A 22,012-nucleotide genomic window follows, 5' to 3' on the forward strand; every position below is an offset into this window, starting at 1 on the left:
TGAACTCTCCATTGGAATACGTATCCGCAGCTCAAAGCGCGTCGGTGTCTGTTTCGCCGGTGCGAATGCGCACCGCCTGGTCGATGCCGAAAACGAAGATCTTGCCGTCGCCGATCTGGCCGGTCTTGGCCGCCGCGGTGATGGCTTCGACGGCCTTGTCGACCATGTCGACAGCGACCGCGACTTCGATCTTGATCTTCGGCAGGAAGCTGACCGCGTATTCCGCCCCGCGATAGATTTCCGTGTGCCCCTTCTGACGTCCGTAGCCTTTTACTTCGGTGACGGTCAGGCCCTGGATGCCGACTGCGGTGAGCGCCTCGCGCACCTCGTCGAGCTTGAACGGCTTTATGATTGCCATCACGATCTTCATAAGGTTTCACCCTTTGCTGTTGCGGGTCCCCGCGTTTGCACGACTTCGCCGATCCCCATGAGAGCCGGAGAGTGCCCGCTAGGATTCAAGCTCCGTGCCAATTGCCGAAGCAGGGTGTTAAGCTGTTGTTAAACAACGAAATCGAGAAGGTCTGGCAGCTGCCTGTTCACAGGCGCGGCAGTGCATATGCTTAAAAAATAGGCAAATTTCGAAAAATGCCTACTCCGCAGGCGGCCGCTTCAGCCGGATGAGTCCTTCTTGGGCAACCGAGGCGATCAAGGTGCCGTCGCGGGCAAACAGCGAGCCGCGGGTAAAACCACGCGATCCTTGCGTCGACGGGCTGTCTTGCGTGTACAGCATCCAGTCGTCGAGCGGATGGCTGCGGTGGAACCACATGGCGTGGTCGAGGCTGGCTGCCTGGATATCACGATCGAAAATGGCGCGGCCATGGGCAAAGGTCGAGGTGTCGAGCAGCGTCATATCCGAGAGGTAAGCGAGCACGGCCGCCTGCGTGGCGCGGTCGGCCGGCACCGGGCCGGTGGTGCGGATCCAGATGTTCTGCTTCGGCTCGAGCTTTTCCCGGCTGGTATAATGCTTCAGCATCACCGGCTTCATCTCGATCGGCCGGTCGCGCTCCCAATAGCGCTTGATGCCGTCGGGCACGGCTTCGCCGAACTTACCCAGCAATTCGCGCTGCGACAGCAACGTGTCGGGCGCCGGCACGTCCTGCGGCATCGGCACCTGATGTTCCAGGCCGACCTCATCCTGCTGGAACGAGGCTTCCAGCGAAAAGATCGCCTGGCCGTGCTGGATCGCCACGACGCGGCGCGTGGTGAAGGAGCCGCCGTCACGGATGCGGTCGACCTCGTAAATGATAGGCACCTTGGTGTCGCCCGGCCGCATGAAATAGCCATGCAGCGAATGCACGTGGCGCTCGGGCTCGATCGTTCGCTGCGCGGCGACCAGCGCCTGGGCGATGGTCTGGCCGCCGAAGATGCGCTGCCAATCGAGCTTGGGGCTGCGACCACGATACAGGTTGTGTTCCAGCTGCTCGAGGTCGAGAATGCCGAGAAGCTCGTCCATGGCTGCCGTCATCTTGACCTCGCCGCAAAATTACCATGGCGGTTTCCGACAGGAACAGCGGGCAGTCAAGGGCGGAATGCCCGGCGACAGTCAGGCTGCGAAAGGAATTGCCCATGGTCGACAGCAAGAATTCGCTCGACGTTCTGGTCGCCGGCGCCGGTTATATCGGCTTGGCCGCCGCCGTGTCGCTGAAGCAGGCGCGGCCGAGCCTCGCCGTCGCCGTCGTCGATGCCGCGCCGGCCGGCGTCTGGCAGAAGGACGGCCGCGCCTCGGCGATTGCCGCCGCCGCGTGCCGCATGCTCGACCAGCTCGGCGTCTGGAACGAGATCGCGCCGGAGGCGCAGGCAATCACCGAAATGATTGTCACCGATTCGCGCACATCCGATCCGGTCCGCCCGGCGTTCCTCACCTTCGACGGCGAGGTCGCGCCCGGCGAACCCTTTGCGCATATGGTCGCCAACAAGGATTTGAACGGCGCCTTGCGCCGGCGCGCCGAACAACTCGGCATCGGCATCATCGAAGGCGTCGCCGTCAGCGCCTTCGACATCAACGGCGCCGGCATAACGGTGCATCTTGCCGACGGCGCGACGCTGAAGGCGCGGCTGCTGGTTGCCGCCGACGGCGTCAATTCGAAGCTGCGCGACATGGCCGGCATCAAGACGGTGAAATGGGAGTATGGCCAGTCCGGCATCGTCTGCACGGTGGCGCACGAGCGGCCGCACAACGGCCGCGCCGAAGAGCATTTCCTTCCCGCGGGCCCGTTTGCCACGCTGCCGCTCAAGCCGGGCAAGGACGGCACCAACCGCTCATCGATCGTCTGGGTCGAACGGTCGCAGGATGCCGAGAAACTGGTCAGTGGCGACACGCTGGTCCTGGAATATGAGCTCGAGCAGCGCTTTGGCCTCAAACTCGGCGAAATCCATATCGCCGACAAGCCCCGCGCCTGGCCTCTCGGGCTGACCATTGCGCGCGCCTTCGTCGCGCCGCGCATCGCCTTGGCCGGCGACGCCGCCCACGGCATCCACCCGATCGCCGGCCAGGGTCTCAATCTCGGCTTCAAGGACGTGGCGGCGCTGGCCGAAGTGGTGGTCGAGGGCGACCGGCTCGGCCAGGACATCGGCGCGCTCGACGTGCTCGAGCGCTACCAGCAATGGCGGCGTTTCGACACGGTGCAGATGGGCATCACCACCGATGTGCTGAACCGGATGTTTTCCAACGATTTCGGCCCGCTGCGCACTTTGCGCGACATCGGCCTCGGCCTTGTCGAACGCATGCCGCGGCTGAAGGGGTTCTTCATCCGCCACGCGTCGGGTCTGTCCGGCGACACGCCGAAACTGTTGAAGGGCGAGGCGATTTAGGCTTGGCAAGTGCGCGTCACTGGCCGTTCGGTCAGTTAACCTCGAAGCCCAGCTTCTGGCGCAGCCTGAGCATTCGCTGGTCGGAAATCTGCAGGCTTTGCCCACCCGCCTCCGCCACACGGCCGACCATCTGCAGCAGATCGTTCCTTTCAGCCGCGTCGAGGCGTTCGCGCAGGAACGGCGCCAGCTTGTCGATGACGACCGTGGCGTCGTCGATTTGCGAAGCCGCCCATTTGGCGTAGATCACCGCCTCATCGGTCTGCTTTTTATCGGCAATCTCCGAAATGACCGATTGAATGGCGGCTTCGCGTTGCGGCAGGATAGGACCGTTCTCGGAAACGATGGCGGTGATCAGCGTCGCGGCCGCCACGACCGGATCGTCGATCGCCGTCAGCGGCGAGAGTGCCGCCTGCTTGCGCAGCTTCTTGCGGCGCACATTGCCCTGCACGCGGCCAACGACGTCGGCAACCTCACGCGCCGCGTCGTTCATGATCTTCAGCCGGTACCACCAGAAGCCCGCTGCTCCGAGCAGGCCGATTGCTGCAATCAATATATGCATGCCCCGAAATCCCCCGATCTCGGCGACGATAGGAGAAGTATTGCTTCGCTTCAACACGCAAAAGTTGCGTCCGACGAAGAAAACGAAAGCCCATGCCAGTCGTTGGTCCCCGCCGCTCCGCGGAGGAACTTATCGAGACATCTCTATGACCCGGGCACCTTATAGATCGCCCGCACCTCGATCGTGCCGATTTCGGCCAGCGGAATCTCGCCCGCGATCTCCAGCGCCTCGTCGAGGCTCTCGGCCTCGATCATGACGAAACCGAGCAACTGCTCCTTGGTTTCGGCGAAGGGGCCGTCGGTGACCAGCCGCTTGCCCTTGCGCCTGCGAACGGTTTTCGACGTTTTCACCGATTGCAGCGCCTGCGCGATGATCAGCATCCCGCGTTGGTCCAATGACCGGTCATGGGCCATCGAATCGGCGTCGAGCTTGGCCAGCCTCTCGGGCGTCATTGCGTAGAGATCTTTTTCTTCACCATAAACCAGGCAAACATACTTCATTTTTATCTCCATTCCTGGCTTGAAGCCGAAGACGAGGCTACGGAAATCTCCGCGGAGCCCTTGCCTGCCGCAGAATCGAGACCGGCCGCAGCATAGTCGAGAAGAGATACCGCAATCCCGATAATGGCAATCGCCGCAAGCAATCGGCCGAAGCCGGAAGGCTGCAGGCGCGACCAGTCGGCTTGTTGTTCACCGGCCCTGTGGCCGGTGCTTGTCCAGTGAGCAGAAAACAGGTTGTTCATGTGGTCCTCCATCCGGCCACCAAGTCCATGGCCGCCCGCAGGACGGCCGGGACAGATGGAAGTCGACATTTTTGCACGCGTATTTTTTTCGAATTTTTTTTCGCTCGACATGATGTGTCACGCTGCCGCCGATACGAAAGCGTGGGTGGCCTTCGCTCCGGCGCGCGCTATAGTCCACTGGATGCCGATCACGGGCTCAATCACGACAATCAAGGAGGAATTGATGGACCGCACCGCCAACGCCGTTTGGAAAGGCAGTTTCAAGGAAGGCAAAGGCACGCTCGATACACAGAGCGGGACGCTGAAGGGCACGCCCTATTCCGCCAAGATGCGTTTCGAGGACGAGAGCGGCAAATCCGGCACCAACCCGGAAGAGCTGATCGCCGCCGCCCATGCCGGCTGCTACGCCATGCAGCTTTCGCATTTTCTCGCCGAGAACGGCACTCCGGCCGCCGAACTCGACGCCAAGGCCGTGGTAACGCTGGTTCCCGGCACCGGCATCACCGGCAGCGCGATCACCCTGGTCGGCAAGGTACCGGGCATCGATGCCGCCAAGTTCAAGGAATTGGCCGAGAAGGCCAAGGCCGAATGCCCGGTCTCGAAAGCGCTCGGCGCCATCAAAGTATCGCTCGACGCTAGGCTCGGGTGAGGGAGCTTTTATGCCTGATAGATTCCAACTGGTGTTGGAGTCCATCAATTGTTGAAGTCGGCGCCGCCCCTCATTGCCCTGCCGGGCATTTCTCCCCGTAAGTGACGGGGAGAAAGAAGCTGGCCGCAGCTGCCGGCACTCTTCTTGCAACGTTGATGATTGACGAAACCGTCGAAGAGCGTCCCTATACGGGAGAGGTCGCCGGCAGGCGGGGCAGCGCCAGCCAATCGAAAGTAGGCAACGAACACGTTACCTGAGGGGCCGTCCCCGACGTCTCGAAAATCCTTATCGCCCATCGCCGGACAGTGCGTCGAGACGGGCGCGCAATGCCGCGACCTCTTCCTCGAGGGCCTGCACGCGCGTCTCCAGATCCGACGCCGGCGAGGACGACTGCAGGGGCGCTGCGGCAGCCGACAGCTGCGGCGGCCCGCTGAGCAGATGGACATAGCGATCCTCGCGCTGGCCTGGGCCGCGATCGATCTGCTGCACCAGCGGTGGCCGGCGGCCGATCAGCAGATCGAGATTGCCGCGAAGCTCGTCGATCGACGGCAGCCGCGCCATGCGCTCGCTTCGCGCCAGCAATTCATAGGCCGTCTGCGGGCCGCGCAGCAGCAACAGGCCGAGCAGCGCGATCTGCGCCGAGGTCAGGGAAAAGCGCTGCGCCACCACATGCTCGTAGCGCTCGACGCGCGACGCGAACACCTGCCTGACTAGGCCCTTCTGCTCGAGCTGGCCAAGCGCTCTTCTGACCTCGCCAAGTTCGACCGACATCACCGGCTCGCGCGCCGTCTTCTGGTTGGCCGCCGCATGTGCCGCATTGAGCGTCAGCGGATAGACGTCCGGCGTCAGCTCCTTCTTCTCGATAAGGCAGCCGAGCACGCGGGCTTCGATGGGAGAGAGGATGGGAAGGTCGATATCGGTCATAAGTTTGCTATCCTTTCGAACTCGGCGGGACAGCGCCCCCCTCTGTCCTGCCGGACATCTCCCCCTCTAGTGGGGAGATTGGCTGTCATCACCGCTTCGCCACTTTTCAAGGCTGCAGAAAGGGCGCTGTCCTCCAAGCTGCTAATCTCCCCCCTTGAGGGGGAGATGTCCGGCAGGACAGAGGGGGGCGCGAAGGATCGCTGCGGACGAGACGATCTCGGCTGCAACTCGCCCGCCGCCTACACCCGTCGCTCCACCATCATCTTCTTGATCTCGGCGATCGCCTTGGCCGGGTTGAGCCCTTTGGGGCAAGTCTGGGCGCAGTTCATGATGGTGTGGCAGCGATAGAGCCGGAACGGGTCTTCGAGATTGTCGAGCCGCTCGCCCGTCGCCTCGTCCCTGGAATCGATCAGCCAGCGATAGGCCTGCAGCAGCGTCGCCGGGCCGAGATAGCGCTCGCCGTTCCACCAGTAGCTCGGGCAGGAGGTCGAGCAGCAGGCGCACAATATGCACTCGTAGAGCCCGTCGAGCTTTTCGCGGTCCTCATGGCTCTGCAGCCATTCCTTGGCCGGCTCGGGCGACACCGTCTTCAGCCACGGCTCGATCGAGGCGTGCTGGGCGTAGAAATTGGTGAGGTCGGGCACCAAATCCTTGACCACAGCCATGTGCGGCAGCGGATAGACCTTGATCGCGCCGGAAATGTCGTCGCAGCCCTTGGTGCAGGCCAGCGTGTTCGACCCGTCGATGTTCATGGCGCACGAGCCGCAAATGCCTTCGCGGCAGGAGCGGCGCAGCGTCAGCGTCGGGTCGATCTTGTTCTTGATCCAGAGCAGCGCGTCGAGCACCATCGGCCCGCAATCGTCCATGTCGACGAAATACGTATCCATGCGCGGGTTCTCGTCATCGTCCGGCGACCAGCGGTAGATGCGGTATTCGCGCAGATTGGTCGCGCCCTCCGGCTTCGGCCAGGTTTTTCCGGCCATGATCTTCGAGTTTTTCGGAAGCGTGAGTTCGACCATTACCTCAGGTCCTTTCGGATGACGAGCTTCAGCCCGGACCAGATCTCGTTCACGGCGGCGACCTTGACGTCGACGAGGTCGAGCTTCAGCGCCTCTGTGCGGATAACGTCCTCGGTGACGTCGGTCGGCACTTTCGATGCCTTCTTCGGCCATGACACCCAGACCATGCCGTCCCGCTTGATCGCCGCTTCGACGTCGCCGAGACGGTCCTCGATCTCGACACGCTGCCTGGTGAAGGCGTGAACGGCATCATATTTCCGGCGAATGCCAGAAATCGCCGACCAGTCGGCCAGCCGGTCGACACCGGCAAAACCGACGGCGTCGGCCAGATCGTCCAGTTCCGCCGGCAGCGCGATGAAGGCCGCGGTCATCCCGTCCTTCAGGCCGAGCTTGGCCGGAAGAGGCGTGCCGGAATATCCTGCTGCCGCCGACGCCATTCTACTTCTCCGTATGAACGTAGAGGGCGTTCACGAAGCCGGTACAGCGGGCATATACGCGCACTTCAAATGCTTTCCCGATTTGCTTTAGTGCGCCACTGGCCGGAGGCCTTGCCAGACATCTGATGTGCCCGACGTTCTTGGAATAAAAATTTCGACTTGACGATTGGGCCGTGGCGGCATCTTTCCAAACGGGAATATCATTCACCATTTTCGAGATTTTGTCAGCGTTGTCATAGATATAGACCGTCTCGGCAGACGCCGAGTGCACTCCGACGCCAACCAGAAATGCCAAGGCGATCAGATGTTTCATCATGACCTCAATACACCCTGGCCTTTGGCGCGATCTTGGCCGGGTTGATGCCGCCGTCTGCTTCCTTAAGCAGCGTTTCGGTGTGCACCGGCCGGTAGGTGAGCGCCACCTCGCCGGCCTCGTTGAGCCGAGCCAGCGTATGCTTGCGCCAGTTGGCGTCGTCGCGGGCCGAAAAGTCCTCCCGCGCGTGCGCGCCGCGGCTTTCCTTGCGCGCCTCGGCGCCGTAGACGGTGGTGATGGCGTTGGCCATCAGGTTTTCCAGCTCCAGCGTCTCGACCAGGTCGGAGTTCCAGATCATCGAGCGGTCAAACACCTTGACGTCGCCGAGTTCACCCCAGATCTGCGAAATGCGCCTGCAGCCGCTTTCCAGCGATTCCTGGGTGCGGAACACCGCCGCGTCCTCCTGCATCGCCTTCTGCATCTTTTCGCGCAAAACCGCTGTCGGCGTCGAGCCGTTGGCGTGACGCAGCCGGTCGAAGCGGTCCATTATCTTTTCGACGGCGGCCTCGTTGGGCGAAGGGATCGCCGATGTGCGGTCGATCACCTGGCCGGCCCGGATTGCCGCCGCACGGCCGAACACCACCAGGTCGATCAGCGAGTTGGAGCCCAGCCGGTTAGCACCGTGCACCGAGGCGCAGCCGGCTTCGCCGACCGCCATCAGCCCGGGCGACACCTGGTCCGGATTCGACGCCGTCGGATTCAGCACCTCGCCCCAGTAATTGGTCGGCACGCCGCCCATATTGTAGTGGACCGTCGGCAGCACCGGGATCGGCTCCTTGGTCAGGTCGACGCCGGCAAAGATCTTTGCCGATTCCGAAATACCTGGAAGCCTCTCGTGCAGAACGGCCGGGTCGAGATGGTCGAGATGCAGGAAAATGTGATCCTTCTTCGGGCCGACGCCGCGGCCCTCGCGGATTTCCAGCGTCATGCAGCGCGAGACCACGTCGCGCGAAGCCAGATCCTTGGCTGACGGCGCGTAGCGCTCCATGAAGCGCTCGCCCTCGGAATTGACGAGATAGCCGCCCTCGCCGCGCGCGCCCTCGGTGATCAGGCAGCCGGCGCCGTATATGCCGGTCGGGTGGAACTGCACGAACTCCATATCCTGCAGCGGCAGGCCTGCGCGTGCGGCCATGCCGCCGCCATCGCCGGTGCAGGTATGCGCCGAGGTGGCCGAGAAATAGGCGCGGCCATAGCCGCCGGTCGCCAGCACCACCATCTTGGCCGAAAAGCGGTGGATGGTGCCGTCGTCGAGGTTCCAGGCGACGACGCCGGTGCAGGTGCCGTCCGGCTCCATGATCAGATCGAGCGCGAAATACTCGATGAAGAACTGCGCATTGTGCTTCAGCGACTGGCCGTAGAGCGTGTGCAGCATGGCGTGGCCGGTGCGGTCGGCGGCCGCACAGGTGCGCTGCACCGGCGGCCCCTCGCCGAAATTCATCATCATGCCGCCGAACGGCCGCTGGTAGATTTTCCCGTCCTCGGTGCGGCTGAAGGGAACGCCGTAGTGCTCGAGCTCGTAGACCGCCGCCGGCGCTTCGCGCACCATGTATTCTTGAGCGTCGGTGTCGCCCAGCCAATCTGAGCCTTTGACGGTGTCGAAGAGATGCCACTGCCAGTTGTCGGGCCCCATATTGGCGAGCGAGGCGGCGATGCCGCCCTGCGCCGCAACCGTATGCGAGCGCGTCGGGAACACTTTGGTGATGCAGGCGGTGCGCAGGCCCTGCTCGGCCATGCCGAGCGCGGCGCGCAGGCCGGCGCCGCCGGCGCCGACGACCACGACGTCGAATTTGTGATCGACATAGCTATAGGCGGAAGCCGTGTTGGCGTTCTTCGCGTCCTTGGCCAAAAATCAGCCTCCAAATGCCAGTTTAAGCAGGGCGAAGACCGAAGCGACGCCGACGACGACGGGAAAGAATGTGTTGAGGGCGAGCAGCGCCAGCCTGGTGCCTTCGCCATGCACATAGTCTTCGATGATCGCCTGCATGCCGAGCCGCATGTGGTAGAGCACCGACAACAGCACCAGCGCCAGGACCAGTGCAACGAACGGATTGGCAAGTGCGGCGCGCACCTCGAGATAGCTGGCGCCGTTGAGTGCGATCAGGAAGCCGACGAAGAACAGGACCAGCGGGATGTTGGAGATCGCCGTCAGCCGCTGGCGCCAGAAATGGCCGGTGCCCTCGCGGGCGGAACCGAGGCCGCGGACCTTGGCCAGCGGCGTGCGCATGTCGGTGTTCTTGCCGTTCATGTCAGGCTCCCCGCGCCATGTAGCCGGCGATCCAGATCAGCAGCGTCAGCGTGACCGAGCCGGCAAGCGTCGCCCAGGCGATCCTCGATGCCGTATGCTTTTCCAGCCCTGCCCCAGTGTCCCAGATAAGATGGCGCACACCGCCCAGCATGTGGTGCATCAGCGCCCAGCTGTAGCCGAACAGCACCAGCCGTCCCAGCCACGAGCCGAAGGCCCAGTTGACGGCATTGAAGGTCGCCTCCGAGCTCGCCGCCGCCATCAGCCACAGCGCGACCAGCAGCGTGCCGAAATAGAGCGCCCCGCCGGTGATGCGGTGGACGATCGACATCGTCATGGTGATCGGCGGCCGATAGACGGTCAGATGCGGCGAAAGCGGCCGTTCACGTCTGGCAAATTCGCGGGTGGCTGGTGATTTGCTCATGGCTCCCCCAGTTCGGCGTCTCTGGAGCCTCAGGTGGGAATGCGGCATTACCGCTTCCGGTTGCGACTTCGGACAGCCGGTTTCTAATGCTCTTTTTGCACCGCGTCAAAGCCGGAAAACCGTTTCGAAAACGTAATTTAGTCTGATGAAAGCGAGGCTTTCAGCTTCAATCGATTAGGACTGTCGCCTTGCGCCGGCACAATGTCGCCGCACTGCAAAATATGGCTGGCGCAAGGGGCGGATCAGCGCTTGCAGGCCAGCGGTGATGCACCGCCCTTCATCACCAGCGCCTCACGCCCATCGATCACGATTGCGTCATGCGCCTCGCCGTAACGGCTGGTCTGATTGGCCGGTGACGCCGGCAGCTCGGCGCTGGCGCCGTTCTGGCCGAGGACGAGCACCGACGTGCCGAGATTCTCGATGGTCATCACGCTACCGTCGGCGCAGTTGTAAGTAGCTGTGCGCGGCTGCGGTGCCGTCGGTTCACTAGCGGCGGGAGCAAGCGACACGGAAGCGGCGGCCGTGTCGCCGAGCTTGGGCGCGCTGGTCTGCGGCGCGCAGGCGGCGGCAGCCAGCAGCGGCGGAATGGCCAGCGCCATCCGAAACGTGCGGCGTAATCTCATTTGCTGCTTTCCCCCCCGCGTATCGAGCCCGCCGCGATGCTCCGGCAAGCCACCGGATTTCATGCTTTTTGAGTCGTGCCCGATGCTGGGGATGGTGGGAACAAGGCATGGCCGAATGATGGCCGGTGGGCGATCGAGTATTAACCATATTTTCCGAGACCTCGCCCCTGCTGCGGTTGCCCTCTTAACAAAGGTTAATAAAAGGTTAATTTCTGATTCGAGGAGGCTTGCCTCTCAGCAAATGGAGCAGCACGCCATGCATTCGAATTCAGCAGGATCGCGCCTTCCCTGGTTCCTATTGGCGGCGCTCGCCGTCGGCGTCGTCGCACCGGCATTCGCCGGGACGCGCCATCATGACCGCGTCTATGCCGATTCCTTCGGCAATCTCGTCATCGACAGCGCCGCCGGCTACAAGCGTATCCTCGTTGGCGAGGGCAAGCTGGCCAAGGAATTGTCCGACTACACCAGCGCCGGCCATCCCGACGTGATCTACGAAAACGAATCGGACGATGTCCGCGGCGGCGACTGCTATAGGCCGCCGGTTTTCGTCAAGGGCCGCAGCTATATGTACGGCCTCTCCGACGGCGAAATGCCGGAGCTCAGCCCCTGCCGCTGACGGCCACGCCGCCCTTGGTTGACGGCGCCGGCAGGGCAACAGCCGGCCCCACCGAGACACGCACGCAATCGCGACCGCTGCCCTTCGCCTGATAGAGCGCTTTGTCGGCGCGCCGCAGCAGGTCGGAAAAGCTTTCGTCCGGACCAAGCTCGGCAACGCCGAAGCTGGCGCTGCAGCGGTGATCCGCGGGCAGGCAGTCGATCGGCGTGGCACCGAAGGCGCTACGCGTGCCCTCGGCAAAGAGCCGGGCGGCGGCTAGATTGGTCCCCGGCAGGAAAATAGCGAATTCCTCGCCGCCGATGCGGCCGGCGACATGATGGTCGGCCGCGGCATCGCGGAGAAAACCGGCAAAGGTCTCGATGACCCGATCGCCCGACGCGTGGCCGTAAGTATCGTTGATACGCTTGAAATGGTCGAGATCGGCAATGACCAGTGCCGCTGGAACGGCGCGCTGCATGGCGTCACACAGTGCGATCTCGGCATGGCGCTCGAAGCCGCCACGGTTGAGCAGCCGCGAAAGCGTGTCGGTTTCCGATTTCGACGTCGCCTCGGCGAGCACGTCGCGGACCAGGATAGCCAATGTCACCAGCGCAAGCGCCAGGCCGAACACGGTGCCGACCGACTGCGACACCAACGCATAGCTGGTCTGCGCATAAGATTGCGGGTTGGCGCCCCAGCCACCAAGCGCATGGGCGATGAAGGGTTTGCTGGCGAACTGCAAGGTGCTGGCCGCCAGGACAGCCATCAGCATATAGTCGAGCCGCTCGCGTCTTTGCCTGGACGACAAGACGATCGCCAGCCCGGTGAACTGCATGGCCGCATAGGGAAGCTGGTAGGCCGCCATTCGCACAAAGGATTGGCGTGGCAGGTCCTGCACGAAGTAGACCGCGAGGGTGGCGAAGACCAGGAAGAACAGCATCGGCGGCCAAGGCGGCGAAACGCGGTATTTATGGGCAAGCCCGCCATTGAAGGCGACGGTAGCGCCAAGGAAGGCGGCAAAGGCGGCGACAACCACGGGGCGCGCATTGTCGAAGGCAGGAATGCTGAACTCGATCGCGAAATAAGCCGTGCCGAGCACATAGCCGAACGCCAGCCAGCGTGCCGACACCCGGCCGGCGTCATAGACCGCGATCGTCATGAAGGCCGCCGCCAGCAGCCCGGCAACGAACAGGTTGATCATCAGGATGAAATTAGCGCTGCCCATGGCGTTTTGGCACTCCCCCCGAACAGCAAATCACCAACGCGCGAAAAAGACGTTAATTCGAAGCCGCCGCTGACGCTCAGCCAGCACTGGTCCGATTGGGAAGGACGACCGTTTCAGGCCGCTGATAGGACAGGTATACGCTGTCGCGGCCACTCCTTTTGGCTTTGTAGAGCGCTTCGTCGGCGCGGCGCATCAGCGGGTCCAGCCCTTCGTCGCTGGTGCGGGCGGCCACGCCGAAGCTCGCGGTCACTCTTGTGTCGGGCGGAAGTCCGTCGATTCTGCCCGCCGAATAGACCGTGCGAATGGCTTCGGCAAACAGTCTTGCCGCGCCAAGGTCGCTGAGCGGCAACAGCACGGCGAACTCTTCGCCGCCGATACGGCCGGCAACGCCGCGCGTACCTGCAGCCGACAGAAGCTTGGCAGCGAAGTCGGCGATGACGCGATCGCCGGCCGCGTGGCCATGCTGATCGTTGAGCGCCTTGAAATGATCGAGATCGGCAAGCACCAGCGCAACCGGCAATTGCGCCGTGGCACAGTGCTGCAGGACAAGCATGGCGCGCTCCTCGAAGCCGCGGCGGTTGAGCAGGCCCGACAGCGGGTCTGTCAGGGTTTCGGTCTTCAGGGCCTTCATCACATCGAGCGCGGCGGCGCCGAACAGGCAAAGCGCAATAAGCAGCGACAGCAATGCATGCGACAGCAGAGCCGTCGTCCAGTAGGACGAGGAGTAAAGCCCTTCATAGCTGGTGAACGGCCCATGCGCGATGACGACGGCAAGCGTCCGCGCCAGGAAGTTCAGGCCGGAAAGCAGCGACAGCACGAACAGGATCATTTCTGTCGGGCCGTTGTTGCGCACCACGCGCAACTCGGCGGCGACAACCAGGCTGATGCCGCCGAAGCTGAAATTGATGGCAAGGATGCGCCAGGTGAGATCCGGCCGGGCAAAAAGAAACCACGAGAACGCGGCCAGGCCGCCGCAGGCCAGAATGCCGACCGCCGGGTAAGGCACGCGCCGCCCATAGCGCGCAATGACCGCGCCGGCGAGACAGCAGGTGGCGAAGGTGAAGCACAGGATCGAGATGAGCTTGGTCGGCGCCATGCCGACCGGCAGCGTGAAATACTGGAGCAGGAAGCCTGCGGCCGAGGCCGAGTAGCCCGCCGCCAGCACAGCCAGATAGGGACGGTGGCGCTGATAGAACCACAGCACGAGAAATGCCGCGCCGAGTGTGAGGGCGATGCCTGGATTGAGCAGCGCTATGAGCAGGCCGGTGTCCAAGCGCTGTAATTTCCCCTCGCTTCCCCTTGGAGGACCTTAGAGCGGAAGCCCAAACAAGCGGTTAAGCGAAAGCGAATATACGACAGGTGCGTCGACAAAGCCGCTGGGCGGAACCGCGAACGGCGAGCGGCGTTTCACGACCGCAACCAGGAGACGCTCCGATGGCCGACACGATCATGCTGACCGATCACGATGCAATTCGCTCATGGGCCGCGGCACGCGCCGGCTTTCCGGCGATCGTCGACGTGTCGCCCGAAGCCGGAACGCAGCCCATGCTGAGGCTGGTCTTCGGCCAGCATGCCTACCAGGACCAGGATGAGGCCGAACGCCCGGTCAATGCCGGCGGCTACGAACTGGTCGAATGGGACGAATGGTTCAAACTCTTCGACGAGCGCCAACTGGCGCTGGTCGTCGCAAAGGACCAACCCGGCCGCCGTGAGGGATTCCACGAATTCGTCAGGCGGCCCGACTGAAGAATGCCCGAACCGCATTGCGGCTCGGGCTCCTCATATCCGACTGCGCGCGCCTGCCCTATTTCCACTCGCGGATGTCGACGAAATGGCCGGCGATCGCCGCCGCCGCGGCCATTGCCGGCGACACCAGATGCGTCCGGCCCTTGAAGCCTTGGCGCCCCTCGAAATTGCGATTCGAGGTCGAGGCGCAGCGCTCATGCGGCTTCAGCCGGTCGTCGTTCATGGCAAGGCACATCGAGCAGCCCGGCTCACGCCAGTCAAAGCCGGCGGCGACAAAGATCTTGTCGAGGCCTTCGGCCTCTGCCTGTTCCTTGACCAGGCCGGAGCCCGGCACGATCATCGCACTGACCCGCGGATTGACTTGTCTGCCCTCGATCACCTTGGCGGCGGCGCGCAGATCCTCGATGCGGCCATTGGTGCAGGAGCCGATGAAGACGCGATCGAGTTCGATATCGGTGATCTTGGTGCCCGGCTTCAGGCCCATATAGTCGAGTGCGCGCTGCTTGGAGGTGCGCTTGTTCTCATCAGTGATGTCGTCCGGGTTCGGCACGATGCCTTGCACCGAGACCACGTCCTCGGGCGAGGAGCCCCAGGAGACGATCGGCGGCAGCTTTGCCGCGTCGAGCACGACCACCTTGTCGAAATGCGCGCCTTCGTCGGACTGCAGCGTCTTCCAGTAGGCGAGCGCGGCGTCCCAGGCTTCGCCCTTGGGGGCGCGCGGCTTGTCCTTGACATAGGCGAAGGTGGTCTCGTCGGGCGCGATCAGGCCGGCGCGGGCGCCGGCTTCGATCGACATGTTGCAGATCGTCATGCGGCCTTCCATCGACAGCGCACGGATTGCCTCGCCGGCATATTCGATGACATAGCCGGTGCCGCCGGCCGTGCCGATCTCGCCGATGATGGCGAGGATGATGTCCTTGGCGGTGACGCCTTCCGGCAGTGCGCCGTCGACGCGCACCAGCATGTTCTTGGCCTTGCGCTGGATCAGCGTCTGCGTCGCCAGCACATGCTCGACTTCCGAGGTGCCGATGCCATGCGCTAGCGCCCCGAACGCGCCATGCGTCGAGGTGTGGCTGTCGCCGCAGACGATGGTCATGCCGGGCAGCGTAAAGCCTTGCTCGGGACCGATGATGTGGACGATGCCCTGGCGGATATCCTTCTCGGAATAATATTCGATGCCGAAATCCTTGGCGTTCTTGGCCAGCGCCTCGACCTGGATGCGGCTTTCCTCGTTCTTGATGCCGAACTTGCGCTCGGGCGAGGTCGACACATTGTGGTCGACCACGGCCAGCGTCTTTTCCGGATGCCGAACCTTGCGGCCGGTTATGCGCAGGCCTTCGAAAGCTTGCGGGCTGGTGACTTCGTGGACCAGATGGCGGTCGATATAGAGCAGGCAGGTGCCGTCGTCCTGGCGGTCGACAACATGGTCGTCGAAAATCTTGTCGTAGAGGGTGCGCGGTGCGCTCATTTGCGTAAATCCGTCGAATTAAAAAGGGAAAACGACGCCGGTCGGACCAGCGAAACAGCCTGGCGAGTCTGCCCTAGCTAAGTCGGCTGGTCAGCGCCCCGCAGACGCGCGCGGAAAATCGCGACGGCAGGCGTTTCCTGTCCTGCAGCACGAAACCTTTATAGGCCGGATCGCCAAAAAGCTCTTCCATGGCGCTGCTCATATCAATGTTTTGGCTTTTCGGCAATTGGCGGGTTGTGGCGCGGCTTCCCCTTCTCCCCTTGTGGGAGAAGGTGTCGCCGAAGGCGACGGATGAGGGGTGCTCCAGGGAACGCCAACGCCTCATTCCGTCCAACACCCCTCATCCGTCTCGGCACTGCGCGCCGATCCACCTTCTCCCACAAGGGGAGAAGGAAGAAGGCGCCACTCAAACCACCTCGAACACGAAGGTCTTCACCAGCGCGTCGGGCTCGGCGATTGCGTAGCAGCGGAACCACGGGCTCTCCTCGACCGGCCGCCATTTTTTCGCCTGCTCCAGTTCGCCAAATACGGTTTGAAACCCGCCGCTTTCAAAAACCTGGTCGCGGACCGTGAAGATGGCGTGGCCGCCCGTCCTGGTGATGCGTACCAGTTCATGCAGGCCCGACGCCGGTGCGTGGCTGATGGTGAACACGCCGGTCGAGAAAAAGGCGCGGAAATACCCGTCCGCCCAAGGCAATGGCCCGCCGAGCATCGCCTGTTTCAGCTCGCTATAGGCCTGCCGGCTGCCGGCGATTTTCAGCATGTCCTGCGACAGGTCGAGCCCGGCAATGTCGTGGTAGCCGAGCGCCTTGAGCGACGGTCCCGACAGGCCGGTGCCGCAGCCGGCGTCGAGCAGCGGCCCTTCGCCTGATGGCACATGGCGCGCCACCCAGGCGGTGATCAGGAACGGCAGGAGATAGCCGAGCGCCGCGGTTTCGCCGTCATAGGTCGCGGCCCATTCTGCATAGGCCTTGGCGAGCGCCTCAGGCGTATCGGCCGTATAGACCGATTCCAGCGCCGCATTGGCTTTGTCGACGATCATGGGTCCTCCTGGGGCGGTCGCATTCACTCGATAGTAGCGCCTCCTTCGCCCGCCTTCTATTCCCCATTCTGGTGGCGCAGCCGCTTCTCCAGCGACCGCAAGGCCAGTGACAGACCGACAGTCAGGATGAGATAGATATAGGCGACGATCGAATAGGTCTCGAAGAAGCGGAACGAGCCCGCGGCGTAGATCTTGCCCATCTGGGTGATGTCGGCGACGCCGAGCACCGAGACCAGCGAAGAATCCTTGACCATAGCGACGAAATCATTGCCGAGCGGCGGCAGAATGGTGCGGATCGCCTGCGGAAAGACGATCAGCCGAAAGCGCTGCGTGCGCGTCAGCCCGAGCGCCTTGGCCGCCTCGATCTGGCCTTTCTCGACCGCCTGGATGCCGGCGCGGAAAACCTCCGAGATGAAGGCCGAATAGCCGATGGTCAGCGCCATGATGGCGCGCCATAGCAACGACACGTCGCGTACCAGCAGTTCGCCGAACAGGCCGGCGCTTTGCAGCGGCGCCGTCAGTGCGTTCCACGCCGCGACGAAGGCCGGCGCGCCGGCAAAGGCGATCCAGAACAACAGCACCAGGATCGGCACGCCGCGGATGATCTCGACATAGAAGCGGGCGATCTGGCTGAGCCAGCGCGAGCCCGACAGGCCCATCAGCGCGACGCCGAGGCCGATCGCGCAAGCCAGCGCGAAGGCGACCACCGTGACGAAGATGGTGACGCCGATGCCCTTGGCGACGGTTGCGAAGACCTGGGCATAGAGGTCGCTGGCAGCGATGAAGATGGCGGCGGCCAAGGCGATCGCCACGGCCACGGCAAGCCACCACGGGAAGTCGGATTTGGCTGAGGCGAGAGGCGCCGACGGCATCAAGCGGTACCGATAACAGAGTGACGAAGGCAGCGTTCTGTCACACCCCCCTCTGGCCTGCCGGCCATCTCCCCCTCAAGGGGGGAGATCGGCAGCTTTGACCTCGCGGCCCGTTCTGCAACACTGAAAATTGGCGAAAGCCGATGCGAAATCCGATCTCCCCCCTTGAGGGGGAGATGTCCGGCAGGACAGAGGGGGGTGTACGAGCGCAGAGTCAGCGCGAGTTCCCGCGCACAATCGTCATGAAATGCGCGCAACAAGCGGGCCTACTGCCCCATCTTGTAGTCGAGGAACCACTTCTTGTTGAGCGCGTCGAGCGTACCGTCGGCCTTGAGCGCGGCGATTGCCGCGTTGACCGGCTTCACCAGGTCGGAGCCCTTGGGGAAGATGAAACCGAAATCCTCGGTGCCGAGTGGGCCGCCGATCAGCTTAAGGCCGCCATTGGACGCATCGACATAGCCCTTGCCGGCGGTGCCGTCGGTGAGCACGACGTCGACGTCGCCGGCCTTCAGCGCCTGCACCGTCGCGCCGAACGTCTCGAACAGCTTGATGCGCGGGTTCTGCTCATTGCCGTCGAGCACGCTGTAGACGGCGGTGTAGAACGGCGTGGTGCCGGCCTGCGCGCCGATCAGCCCGTCCTTGAAGGCGGCAAACGTCTTGGCGTCGGTGAAGCGCTTCTCGTCGCCGCGCACCAGCATGAACTGTTCCGAGCGCATGTAGGGATCGGAGAAATCGACCTTCTGCTTGCGGTCGTCCTTGATCGTGATGCCGGTCATGCCGATGTTGTACTGGTTGTCGGAAACCGCCTGGATCATCGCGTCCCAGGAGGTGTTCTGGTACTCGACCTTGAAATTCAGCCGTTTGGCGATCTCGTTCATCGCGTCATATTCCCAACCGATCTGCTTGCCGGTCTTGGCATCGATGAACTGCAGCGGCGGATAGGCGTTTTCGGTCACCACCACCACTTTCTTGCCGCCGAGGTCGGGCAGCGCCTGCGCCAGAGCCGCGACAGGCACGAGAAGGCAAGCCAGCAGGCCGGCCAGCAGCAGTTTCGAATTGATCATGACGATGCTCCCCAGGAACTGAACCGCCTCGATCGGCCGAGGCATGCAGGAAATCCGGCGCCGACTTTAGCTTTCCGTCGGCGCCTTGCAAGCCGCTCCGATGCGGCGTTCGGCACGAAAATGGATTTCAATGCTTTCAACGGCGGCATTACGGAACGATCCGTATCGATTGCGGCCGACGCAGCCCGGCAAAATAGAATCCGCCTCGCGAAACAAAAAGGCGGCCGAAGCCGCCTTTCCGAAAATACGTTCTTGAAGAGCCTTATTCGGCGGCAGCTGCTTCCGCGGCCTTGGCGGCCTCGTCGGCGGCCTTCTTCTCGGCGGCGTCCTGCGCGGCCTTCTCGGCGGCCAGCGCCTGGGCGGCGGCCACTTTCTCGGCCTCGATGCGCGCCTTCTCGGCGTTCAGCGCATCGCGCTCTTCGTCGTTGAGCTTGCGGGCGCGCACACCGGTGTTTTCCGAAATGCGGGCCGACTTGCCGCGACGGTCACGCAAATAGTACAGCTTGGCGCGACGCACCTTGCCGCGGCGCACGATCTCGACGCCCTCGACCATCGGCGAATAGACCGGGAACACACGCTCCACGCCTTCGCCGTAGGAGATCTTGCGGACGGTGAAGTTTTCCTGGAAGCCGGCGCCGGCGCGGGCGATGACGACGCCCTCATAGGCCTGGACGCGGGTGCGGGTGCCTTCGGTCACACGGACCTGGACGCGCACGGTATCGCCGGGCTGGAATTCGGGGAGCTTGCGCTTGGCTTCGATCTTGGCGGCCTCCTCGGCCTCGAGCTGACGGAGGATGTCCATCTCAAAAATCCACTTCTTGTTCTTCCGACAGTCAGAGCGCCCGACACTCGCCTTGCAGTCGCATCGACCGCTCGGCTATGCCCTTCGTTCGAGAACGTCTGTTCGAGAACATCGGGCAGGGGCGACTACACCGTCATTGTTGACGGGCCAGAAGATCGCTCTTGGCAGATTTTTCTTCCGGTTCGGCGCGCACATACAGCTATTTCGGCGCTTTGTCACGTCTTCGCCGTTTCTTTTTTGGGCCGTTTCTTTTTTGCGCTGCTTCTTGGGCTGGCGCCCGCTGTGGCAATCCCGTGATCGCTTGTGGTCCAGGGGGTTGCGCCCGCGCGTCAAGCTTCCTAAGCCGGAAGATAAGCATTTTCCTCCAGCGACGACACCCCTCATGCCAATCTTGGACGCGGTCCTGCTCTTTCTCGCCGGCTTTCTATCAGGCGCGGTCAATGCCGTTGCCGGCGGCGGCACGTTCATAACCTTTGGCGCCATGACCCTGGCCGGCCTGCCGCCGATCGTCGCCAATGCGACATCGTCGGTGACGCAGTTCCCCGGCTACATCACCTCGACGCTCGCCTATTGGCACGACATCAAGCATTTCTGGCGCGGCGCACTGCTGCTCAGCCTCATTTCGGCTCTCGGTGCGCTGTCTGGCGCGCTCATCCTTCTAGGGCTCGACAACCCGTCCTTCCGCGCCTTGGTGCCGTGGCTGCTGCTGGCGGCAACCGCATTGTTTGCTGCCGGGCCATGGCTGAAGCCGGCGCCCAAGCCGGAGCATGAGGCCGCGGTGGGTTCTCTGGTCGGGTCGCTGGCGCAGTTCGCCACCGCCGCCTATGGCGGCTTCTTCGGCGCCGGCATGGGCGTCATGATGCTGGCGACGCTCGGTCTCACCCAGTCCGGCGACTATCACCGGCTGAACGCACTGAAGAACATGCTGGCCGTGGTCATCGCTGCGGTTGCCATCCTCGTCTTCGTCTCGGGCGGCGTCATTGCCTGGCTGCAGGCGATCATCATGATCCCGGGTGGCGCGCTGGGCGGCTATGCCGGCGTCTGGATCGCTAGGCGCGTGCCGCAGAACGCGGTGCGCGGCTTCGTCATCGCCGTCGGCCTGTTCCTGGCTTTCTACTATTTCGACAAGGGCTGAGCGGCTGAAAGATCCGGCCGTCGCTCCTTCGTCAGCCTCTCCGCTTCGGCCCGCCGCCAAGCCGCGATCTTCCTGTGATTGCCCGAAATCAGCACTTCGGGAATCGGCCGGCCCTCGAACTCCTGCGGCCGCGTATAATGCGGATGTTCGAGCAGGCCGTTTTCAAAGCTCTCTTCCTCGCCCGATACCGCATTGCCCATGACGCCGGGCAGCAGGCGCACCACGGCGTCGAGCAGCACGAGTGCCGCCGGCTCGCCGCCGGACAGGATGAAGTCGCCGATCGAAACTTCCTCGAGGCCGCGCGATTCAATGACCCGCTGGTCGACGCCTTCGAAGCGGCCGCAGACGATCACCGCACCCGGCCCGCCGGCGAGCTCGCGCACCCGTGCCTGCGTCAGCGGCTTGCCGCGCGGGCTCATCAGCAGGCGCGGACGTGGATCGGCTGCCGGCGAGGCATGGTCGATGGCGCTGGCCAGCACGTCTGCCCGCATCACCATGCCGGCGCCGCCGCCGGCCGGCGTGTCATCGACGGTACGGTGACGATCGCTGGCAAAGTCGCGGATCTGGATCGTTTCGAGCGACCAAATGCCGGTCTCGAGCGCGCGGCCGGCCAGCGACAGGCCAAGCGCGCCGGGAAACATGTCGGGATAGAGCGTCAGCACCGAAGCCGAAAAACTCACCGGTTGCCTCCGGCGTCCCTCGGCCCGCGCGGCCTGCCCTTGGGGTCGAAACCGTCGTCAGCGGGAGGCTCGCCGTCCTCGTCCTCGACCAACCCTGCGGCGGCTGGATCAACGCGGACAAAGCCGCCGGCGATCGACACTTCCGGAACGGCGGCCTGCGTGAACGGGATGAGCACGCCTTTGCGCCCCGCCAGCGTCACGTCGAGAATGTCGCCGCCGCCGAAATTATGCACGGTGACGACCTTGCCGATGATGGCACCGATGTCATCCTTGACCTCCAGTCCGACGAGGTCGGCATGGTAGAATTCATCCTCTTCGCCCTCATCGGGCAACACCGAACGGTCGACGAACAATTCGGTGCCGGCCAGCGCCTCGGCGGCATTGCGGTCGTTGACGCCTTTGAACCGCACCACCACCACGGTGTTGGCGGGCCTGATGTCGACGATCTGGAAGGCGCGGCCATCCCTGGCGTAGAGCGGACCGTAATCGGCCAGCGCCAGCGGGTCGCCGGTAAAGCTCTTGACGCGCAATTCGCCCTTGATGCCATGCGCGGCACCGATCACGGCCATCTGGACGGGGTTTTGCGGCTTGATCATCTGCGGAAAATCCTTTGCCTTGCTCTAACCCCAGCCCGTCGTCA

At 63.5% G+C, this 22,012-nt stretch carries 28 protein-coding genes; 5 read left to right on the forward strand and 23 right to left on the reverse strand.

The annotated features are described in order from the left end of the window. Positions 1–31: 31 nt before the first annotated feature. Together NKI52_RS02920 and tesB are read right to left on the reverse strand one after the other, a co-directional pair. Positions 32–370, reverse strand: a complete 339-nt coding sequence (locus tag NKI52_RS02920) for a P-II family nitrogen regulator (RefSeq protein ID WP_023679755.1) — start codon at positions 368–370, stop codon at positions 32–34. Positions 371–589: 219 nt separating this feature from the next. Beyond that, positions 590–1,465 (reverse strand): acyl-CoA thioesterase II, encoded by an 876-nt coding sequence (gene tesB / locus NKI52_RS02925; protein ID WP_352578118.1) that lies wholly within the window; start codon positions 1,463–1,465, stop codon positions 590–592. Positions 1,466–1,566: 101 nt separating this feature from the next. On the opposite strand from tesB, the gene NKI52_RS02930 reads away from it, so the two are divergent. Next, entirely contained in the window at positions 1,567–2,811 is a 1,245-nt protein-coding gene (locus NKI52_RS02930; protein WP_352696975.1) for a ubiquinone biosynthesis hydroxylase, read from the forward strand. 31 nt (positions 2,812–2,842) lie between these two features. Here NKI52_RS02930 and NKI52_RS02935 read toward each other — a convergent pair whose 3' ends face one another. From NKI52_RS02935 to NKI52_RS02945, 3 genes are all read right to left on the reverse strand, one after another. Next, positions 2,843–3,370, reverse strand: a complete 528-nt coding sequence (locus NKI52_RS02935) for a hypothetical protein (RefSeq protein ID WP_352578116.1) — start codon at positions 3,368–3,370, stop codon at positions 2,843–2,845. 143 nt (positions 3,371–3,513) lie between these two features. Beyond that, the gene (locus tag NKI52_RS02940; protein ID WP_352450152.1) at positions 3,514–3,870 is read right to left on the reverse strand and encodes a YciI family protein; all 357 of its coding nucleotides are present in this window, start codon (positions 3,868–3,870) and stop codon (positions 3,514–3,516) included. Positions 3,871–3,872: 2 nt separating this feature from the next. Continuing rightward, positions 3,873–4,223 carry a hypothetical protein gene (locus NKI52_RS02945; protein ID WP_352696977.1) on the reverse strand — a complete coding sequence of 117 codons (351 nt, stop codon included), beginning with the start codon at positions 4,221–4,223 and terminating at the stop codon, positions 3,873–3,875. A gap of 112 nt (positions 4,224–4,335) precedes the next feature. On the opposite strand from NKI52_RS02945, the gene NKI52_RS02950 reads away from it, so the two are divergent. After that, complete coding sequence (locus NKI52_RS02950; RefSeq protein ID WP_031212702.1) at positions 4,336–4,761, forward strand: OsmC family protein; 426 nt, start codon at positions 4,336–4,338, stop codon at positions 4,759–4,761. Positions 4,762–5,046: 285 nt separating this feature from the next. On the opposite strand, the gene NKI52_RS02955 is transcribed toward NKI52_RS02950, so the two are convergent. The 8 genes from NKI52_RS02955 to NKI52_RS02990 form a co-directional block, all read right to left on the reverse strand. After that, entirely contained in the window at positions 5,047–5,685 is a 639-nt protein-coding gene (locus NKI52_RS02955) for a YceH family protein (protein WP_352680580.1), read from the reverse strand. A gap of 239 nt (positions 5,686–5,924) precedes the next feature. Further along, the gene (locus tag NKI52_RS02960; RefSeq protein WP_292663232.1) at positions 5,925–6,704 is read right to left on the reverse strand and encodes a succinate dehydrogenase iron-sulfur subunit; all 780 of its coding nucleotides are present in this window, start codon (positions 6,702–6,704) and stop codon (positions 5,925–5,927) included. Further along, the gene (locus NKI52_RS02965; protein WP_352572236.1) at positions 6,704–7,141 is read right to left on the reverse strand and encodes a DUF3052 domain-containing protein; all 438 of its coding nucleotides are present in this window, start codon (positions 7,139–7,141) and stop codon (positions 6,704–6,706) included. The genes NKI52_RS02960 and NKI52_RS02965 overlap by 1 nt, the downstream gene beginning before the upstream one ends. A gap of 1 nt (position 7,142) precedes the next feature. Next, complete coding sequence (locus NKI52_RS02970) at positions 7,143–7,454, reverse strand: hypothetical protein (RefSeq protein WP_352572235.1); 312 nt, start codon at positions 7,452–7,454, stop codon at positions 7,143–7,145. A 7-nt stretch (positions 7,455–7,461) separates the two neighbouring features. Then, a complete protein-coding gene (gene sdhA, locus NKI52_RS02975) occupies positions 7,462–9,300 on the reverse strand; it encodes a succinate dehydrogenase flavoprotein subunit (RefSeq protein WP_023679766.1) in 1,839 nt (612 codons plus the stop codon). A 3-nt stretch (positions 9,301–9,303) separates the two neighbouring features. Then, the gene (sdhD, locus tag NKI52_RS02980; RefSeq protein WP_292663226.1) at positions 9,304–9,699 is read right to left on the reverse strand and encodes a succinate dehydrogenase, hydrophobic membrane anchor protein; all 396 of its coding nucleotides are present in this window, start codon (positions 9,697–9,699) and stop codon (positions 9,304–9,306) included. A gap of 1 nt (position 9,700) precedes the next feature. Beyond that, positions 9,701–10,120 (reverse strand): succinate dehydrogenase, cytochrome b556 subunit, encoded by a 420-nt coding sequence (gene sdhC, locus NKI52_RS02985; RefSeq protein WP_292663224.1) that lies wholly within the window; start codon positions 10,118–10,120, stop codon positions 9,701–9,703. A gap of 242 nt (positions 10,121–10,362) precedes the next feature. Next, on the reverse strand, positions 10,363–10,743 hold the full coding sequence (locus NKI52_RS02990; RefSeq protein ID WP_352680583.1) for a hypothetical protein: 381 nt from the start codon (positions 10,741–10,743) through the stop codon (positions 10,363–10,365). Between the two features lie 256 nt (positions 10,744–10,999). On the opposite strand from NKI52_RS02990, the gene NKI52_RS02995 reads away from it, so the two are divergent. After that, positions 11,000–11,359, forward strand: coding sequence for a hypothetical protein (locus tag NKI52_RS02995; protein ID WP_352680584.1), 360 nt, complete (start codon positions 11,000–11,002; stop codon positions 11,357–11,359). On the opposite strand, the gene NKI52_RS03000 is transcribed toward NKI52_RS02995, so the two are convergent. Further along, positions 11,343–12,563, reverse strand: coding sequence for a GGDEF domain-containing protein (locus tag NKI52_RS03000; RefSeq protein ID WP_352680585.1), 1,221 nt, complete (start codon positions 12,561–12,563; stop codon positions 11,343–11,345). The two genes, NKI52_RS02995 and NKI52_RS03000, sit on opposite strands and share 17 nt — an antisense overlap. Positions 12,564–12,639: 76 nt before the next feature. Continuing rightward, complete coding sequence (locus NKI52_RS03005; RefSeq protein ID WP_352578110.1) at positions 12,640–13,836, reverse strand: GGDEF domain-containing protein; 1,197 nt, start codon at positions 13,834–13,836, stop codon at positions 12,640–12,642. Between the two features lie 161 nt (positions 13,837–13,997). Between NKI52_RS03005 and NKI52_RS03010 the strand changes: the two genes are divergently transcribed. Further along, positions 13,998–14,309: a hypothetical protein gene (locus NKI52_RS03010; RefSeq protein ID WP_023679773.1), complete on the forward strand. Its 312-nt coding sequence runs from the start codon at positions 13,998–14,000 to the stop codon at positions 14,307–14,309. Between the two features lie 58 nt (positions 14,310–14,367). Here NKI52_RS03010 and leuC read toward each other — a convergent pair whose 3' ends face one another. The 6 genes from leuC to rplS form a co-directional block, all read right to left on the reverse strand. Then, positions 14,368–15,777, reverse strand: a complete 1,410-nt coding sequence (gene leuC, locus NKI52_RS03015) for a 3-isopropylmalate dehydratase large subunit (RefSeq protein WP_352450161.1) — start codon at positions 15,775–15,777, stop codon at positions 14,368–14,370. 73 nt (positions 15,778–15,850) lie between these two features. Next, positions 15,851–16,111 (reverse strand): hypothetical protein, encoded by a 261-nt coding sequence (locus NKI52_RS03020; protein ID WP_352572245.1) that lies wholly within the window; start codon positions 16,109–16,111, stop codon positions 15,851–15,853. A gap of 72 nt (positions 16,112–16,183) precedes the next feature. Then, complete coding sequence (locus tag NKI52_RS03025; RefSeq protein WP_352696980.1) at positions 16,184–16,819, reverse strand: class I SAM-dependent DNA methyltransferase; 636 nt, start codon at positions 16,817–16,819, stop codon at positions 16,184–16,186. Positions 16,820–16,875: 56 nt separating this feature from the next. Next, the gene (locus NKI52_RS03030) at positions 16,876–17,691 is read right to left on the reverse strand and encodes an amino acid ABC transporter permease (protein WP_352696982.1); all 816 of its coding nucleotides are present in this window, start codon (positions 17,689–17,691) and stop codon (positions 16,876–16,878) included. A gap of 266 nt (positions 17,692–17,957) precedes the next feature. Next, positions 17,958–18,755 carry a transporter substrate-binding domain-containing protein gene (locus tag NKI52_RS03035; protein ID WP_031212709.1) on the reverse strand — a complete coding sequence of 266 codons (798 nt, stop codon included), beginning with the start codon at positions 18,753–18,755 and terminating at the stop codon, positions 17,958–17,960. 262 nt (positions 18,756–19,017) lie between these two features. Next, complete coding sequence (rplS, locus tag NKI52_RS03040; RefSeq protein ID WP_352696984.1) at positions 19,018–19,557, reverse strand: 50S ribosomal protein L19; 540 nt, start codon at positions 19,555–19,557, stop codon at positions 19,018–19,020. A 382-nt stretch (positions 19,558–19,939) separates the two neighbouring features. Here rplS and NKI52_RS03045 point away from each other — a divergent pair, with 382 nt between their 5' ends. Further along, on the forward strand, positions 19,940–20,692 hold the full coding sequence (locus NKI52_RS03045) for a sulfite exporter TauE/SafE family protein (protein WP_352572230.1): 753 nt from the start codon (positions 19,940–19,942) through the stop codon (positions 20,690–20,692). Here the strand turns inward: NKI52_RS03045 and trmD are convergent. Both trmD and rimM read right to left on the reverse strand, forming a co-directional pair. Next, on the reverse strand, positions 20,674–21,372 hold the full coding sequence (gene trmD, locus NKI52_RS03050; RefSeq protein WP_352572229.1) for a tRNA (guanosine(37)-N1)-methyltransferase TrmD: 699 nt from the start codon (positions 21,370–21,372) through the stop codon (positions 20,674–20,676). The genes NKI52_RS03045 and trmD overlap by 19 nt on opposite strands. Beyond that, on the reverse strand, positions 21,369–21,968 hold the full coding sequence (gene rimM, locus NKI52_RS03055) for a ribosome maturation factor RimM (RefSeq protein WP_352572228.1): 600 nt from the start codon (positions 21,966–21,968) through the stop codon (positions 21,369–21,371). Before rimM ends, trmD begins: the two co-directional genes overlap by 4 nt. Positions 21,969–22,012: the final 44 nt, after the last annotated feature.

The organism is Mesorhizobium sp. M0590 (assembly GCF_040320905.1).
GTDB lineage: Bacteria > Pseudomonadota > Alphaproteobacteria > Rhizobiales > Rhizobiaceae > Mesorhizobium.

Bases quoted from the DNA above. Each gene is read 5' to 3' on its own strand.
- NKI52_RS02920 (WP_023679755.1), bottom strand. From the start codon at position 370: ATGAAGATCGTGATGGCAATCATAAAGCCGTTCAAGCTCGACGAGGTG.
- tesB (WP_352578118.1), bottom strand. From the start codon at position 1,465: ATGACGGCAGCCATGGACGAGCTTCTCGGCATTCTCGACCTCGAGCAG.
- NKI52_RS02930 (WP_352696975.1), top strand. From the start codon at position 1,567: ATGGTCGACAGCAAGAATTCGCTCGACGTTCTGGTCGCCGGCGCCGGT.
- NKI52_RS02935 (WP_352578116.1), bottom strand. From the start codon at position 3,370: ATGCATATATTGATTGCAGCAATCGGCCTGCTCGGAGCAGCGGGCTTC.
- NKI52_RS02940 (WP_352450152.1), bottom strand. From the start codon at position 3,870: ATGAAGTATGTTTGCCTGGTTTATGGTGAAGAAAAAGATCTCTACGCA.
- NKI52_RS02945 (WP_352696977.1), bottom strand. From the start codon at position 4,223: ATGTCGAGCGAAAAAAAATTCGAAAAAAATACGCGTGCAAAAATGTCG.
- NKI52_RS02950 (WP_031212702.1), top strand. From the start codon at position 4,336: ATGGACCGCACCGCCAACGCCGTTTGGAAAGGCAGTTTCAAGGAAGGC.
- NKI52_RS02955 (WP_352680580.1), bottom strand. From the start codon at position 5,685: ATGACCGATATCGACCTTCCCATCCTCTCTCCCATCGAAGCCCGCGTG.
- NKI52_RS02960 (WP_292663232.1), bottom strand. From the start codon at position 6,704: ATGGTCGAACTCACGCTTCCGAAAAACTCGAAGATCATGGCCGGAAAA.
- NKI52_RS02965 (WP_352572236.1), bottom strand. From the start codon at position 7,141: ATGGCGTCGGCGGCAGCAGGATATTCCGGCACGCCTCTTCCGGCCAAG.
- NKI52_RS02970 (WP_352572235.1), bottom strand. From the start codon at position 7,454: ATGAAACATCTGATCGCCTTGGCATTTCTGGTTGGCGTCGGAGTGCAC.
- sdhD (WP_292663226.1), bottom strand. From the start codon at position 9,699: ATGAACGGCAAGAACACCGACATGCGCACGCCGCTGGCCAAGGTCCGC.
- sdhC (WP_292663224.1), bottom strand. From the start codon at position 10,120: ATGAGCAAATCACCAGCCACCCGCGAATTTGCCAGACGTGAACGGCCG.
- NKI52_RS02990 (WP_352680583.1), bottom strand. From the start codon at position 10,743: ATGAGATTACGCCGCACGTTTCGGATGGCGCTGGCCATTCCGCCGCTG.
- NKI52_RS02995 (WP_352680584.1), top strand. From the start codon at position 11,000: ATGCATTCGAATTCAGCAGGATCGCGCCTTCCCTGGTTCCTATTGGCG.
- NKI52_RS03000 (WP_352680585.1), bottom strand. From the start codon at position 12,563: ATGGGCAGCGCTAATTTCATCCTGATGATCAACCTGTTCGTTGCCGGG.
- NKI52_RS03010 (WP_023679773.1), top strand. From the start codon at position 13,998: ATGGCCGACACGATCATGCTGACCGATCACGATGCAATTCGCTCATGG.
- leuC (WP_352450161.1), bottom strand. From the start codon at position 15,777: ATGAGCGCACCGCGCACCCTCTACGACAAGATTTTCGACGACCATGTT.
- NKI52_RS03025 (WP_352696980.1), bottom strand. From the start codon at position 16,819: ATGATCGTCGACAAAGCCAATGCGGCGCTGGAATCGGTCTATACGGCC.
- NKI52_RS03030 (WP_352696982.1), bottom strand. From the start codon at position 17,691: ATGCCGTCGGCGCCTCTCGCCTCAGCCAAATCCGACTTCCCGTGGTGG.
- NKI52_RS03035 (WP_031212709.1), bottom strand. From the start codon at position 18,755: ATGATCAATTCGAAACTGCTGCTGGCCGGCCTGCTGGCTTGCCTTCTC.
- rplS (WP_352696984.1), bottom strand. From the start codon at position 19,557: ATGGACATCCTCCGTCAGCTCGAGGCCGAGGAGGCCGCCAAGATCGAA.
- NKI52_RS03045 (WP_352572230.1), top strand. From the start codon at position 19,940: ATGCCAATCTTGGACGCGGTCCTGCTCTTTCTCGCCGGCTTTCTATCA.
- rimM (WP_352572228.1), bottom strand. From the start codon at position 21,968: ATGATCAAGCCGCAAAACCCCGTCCAGATGGCCGTGATCGGTGCCGCG.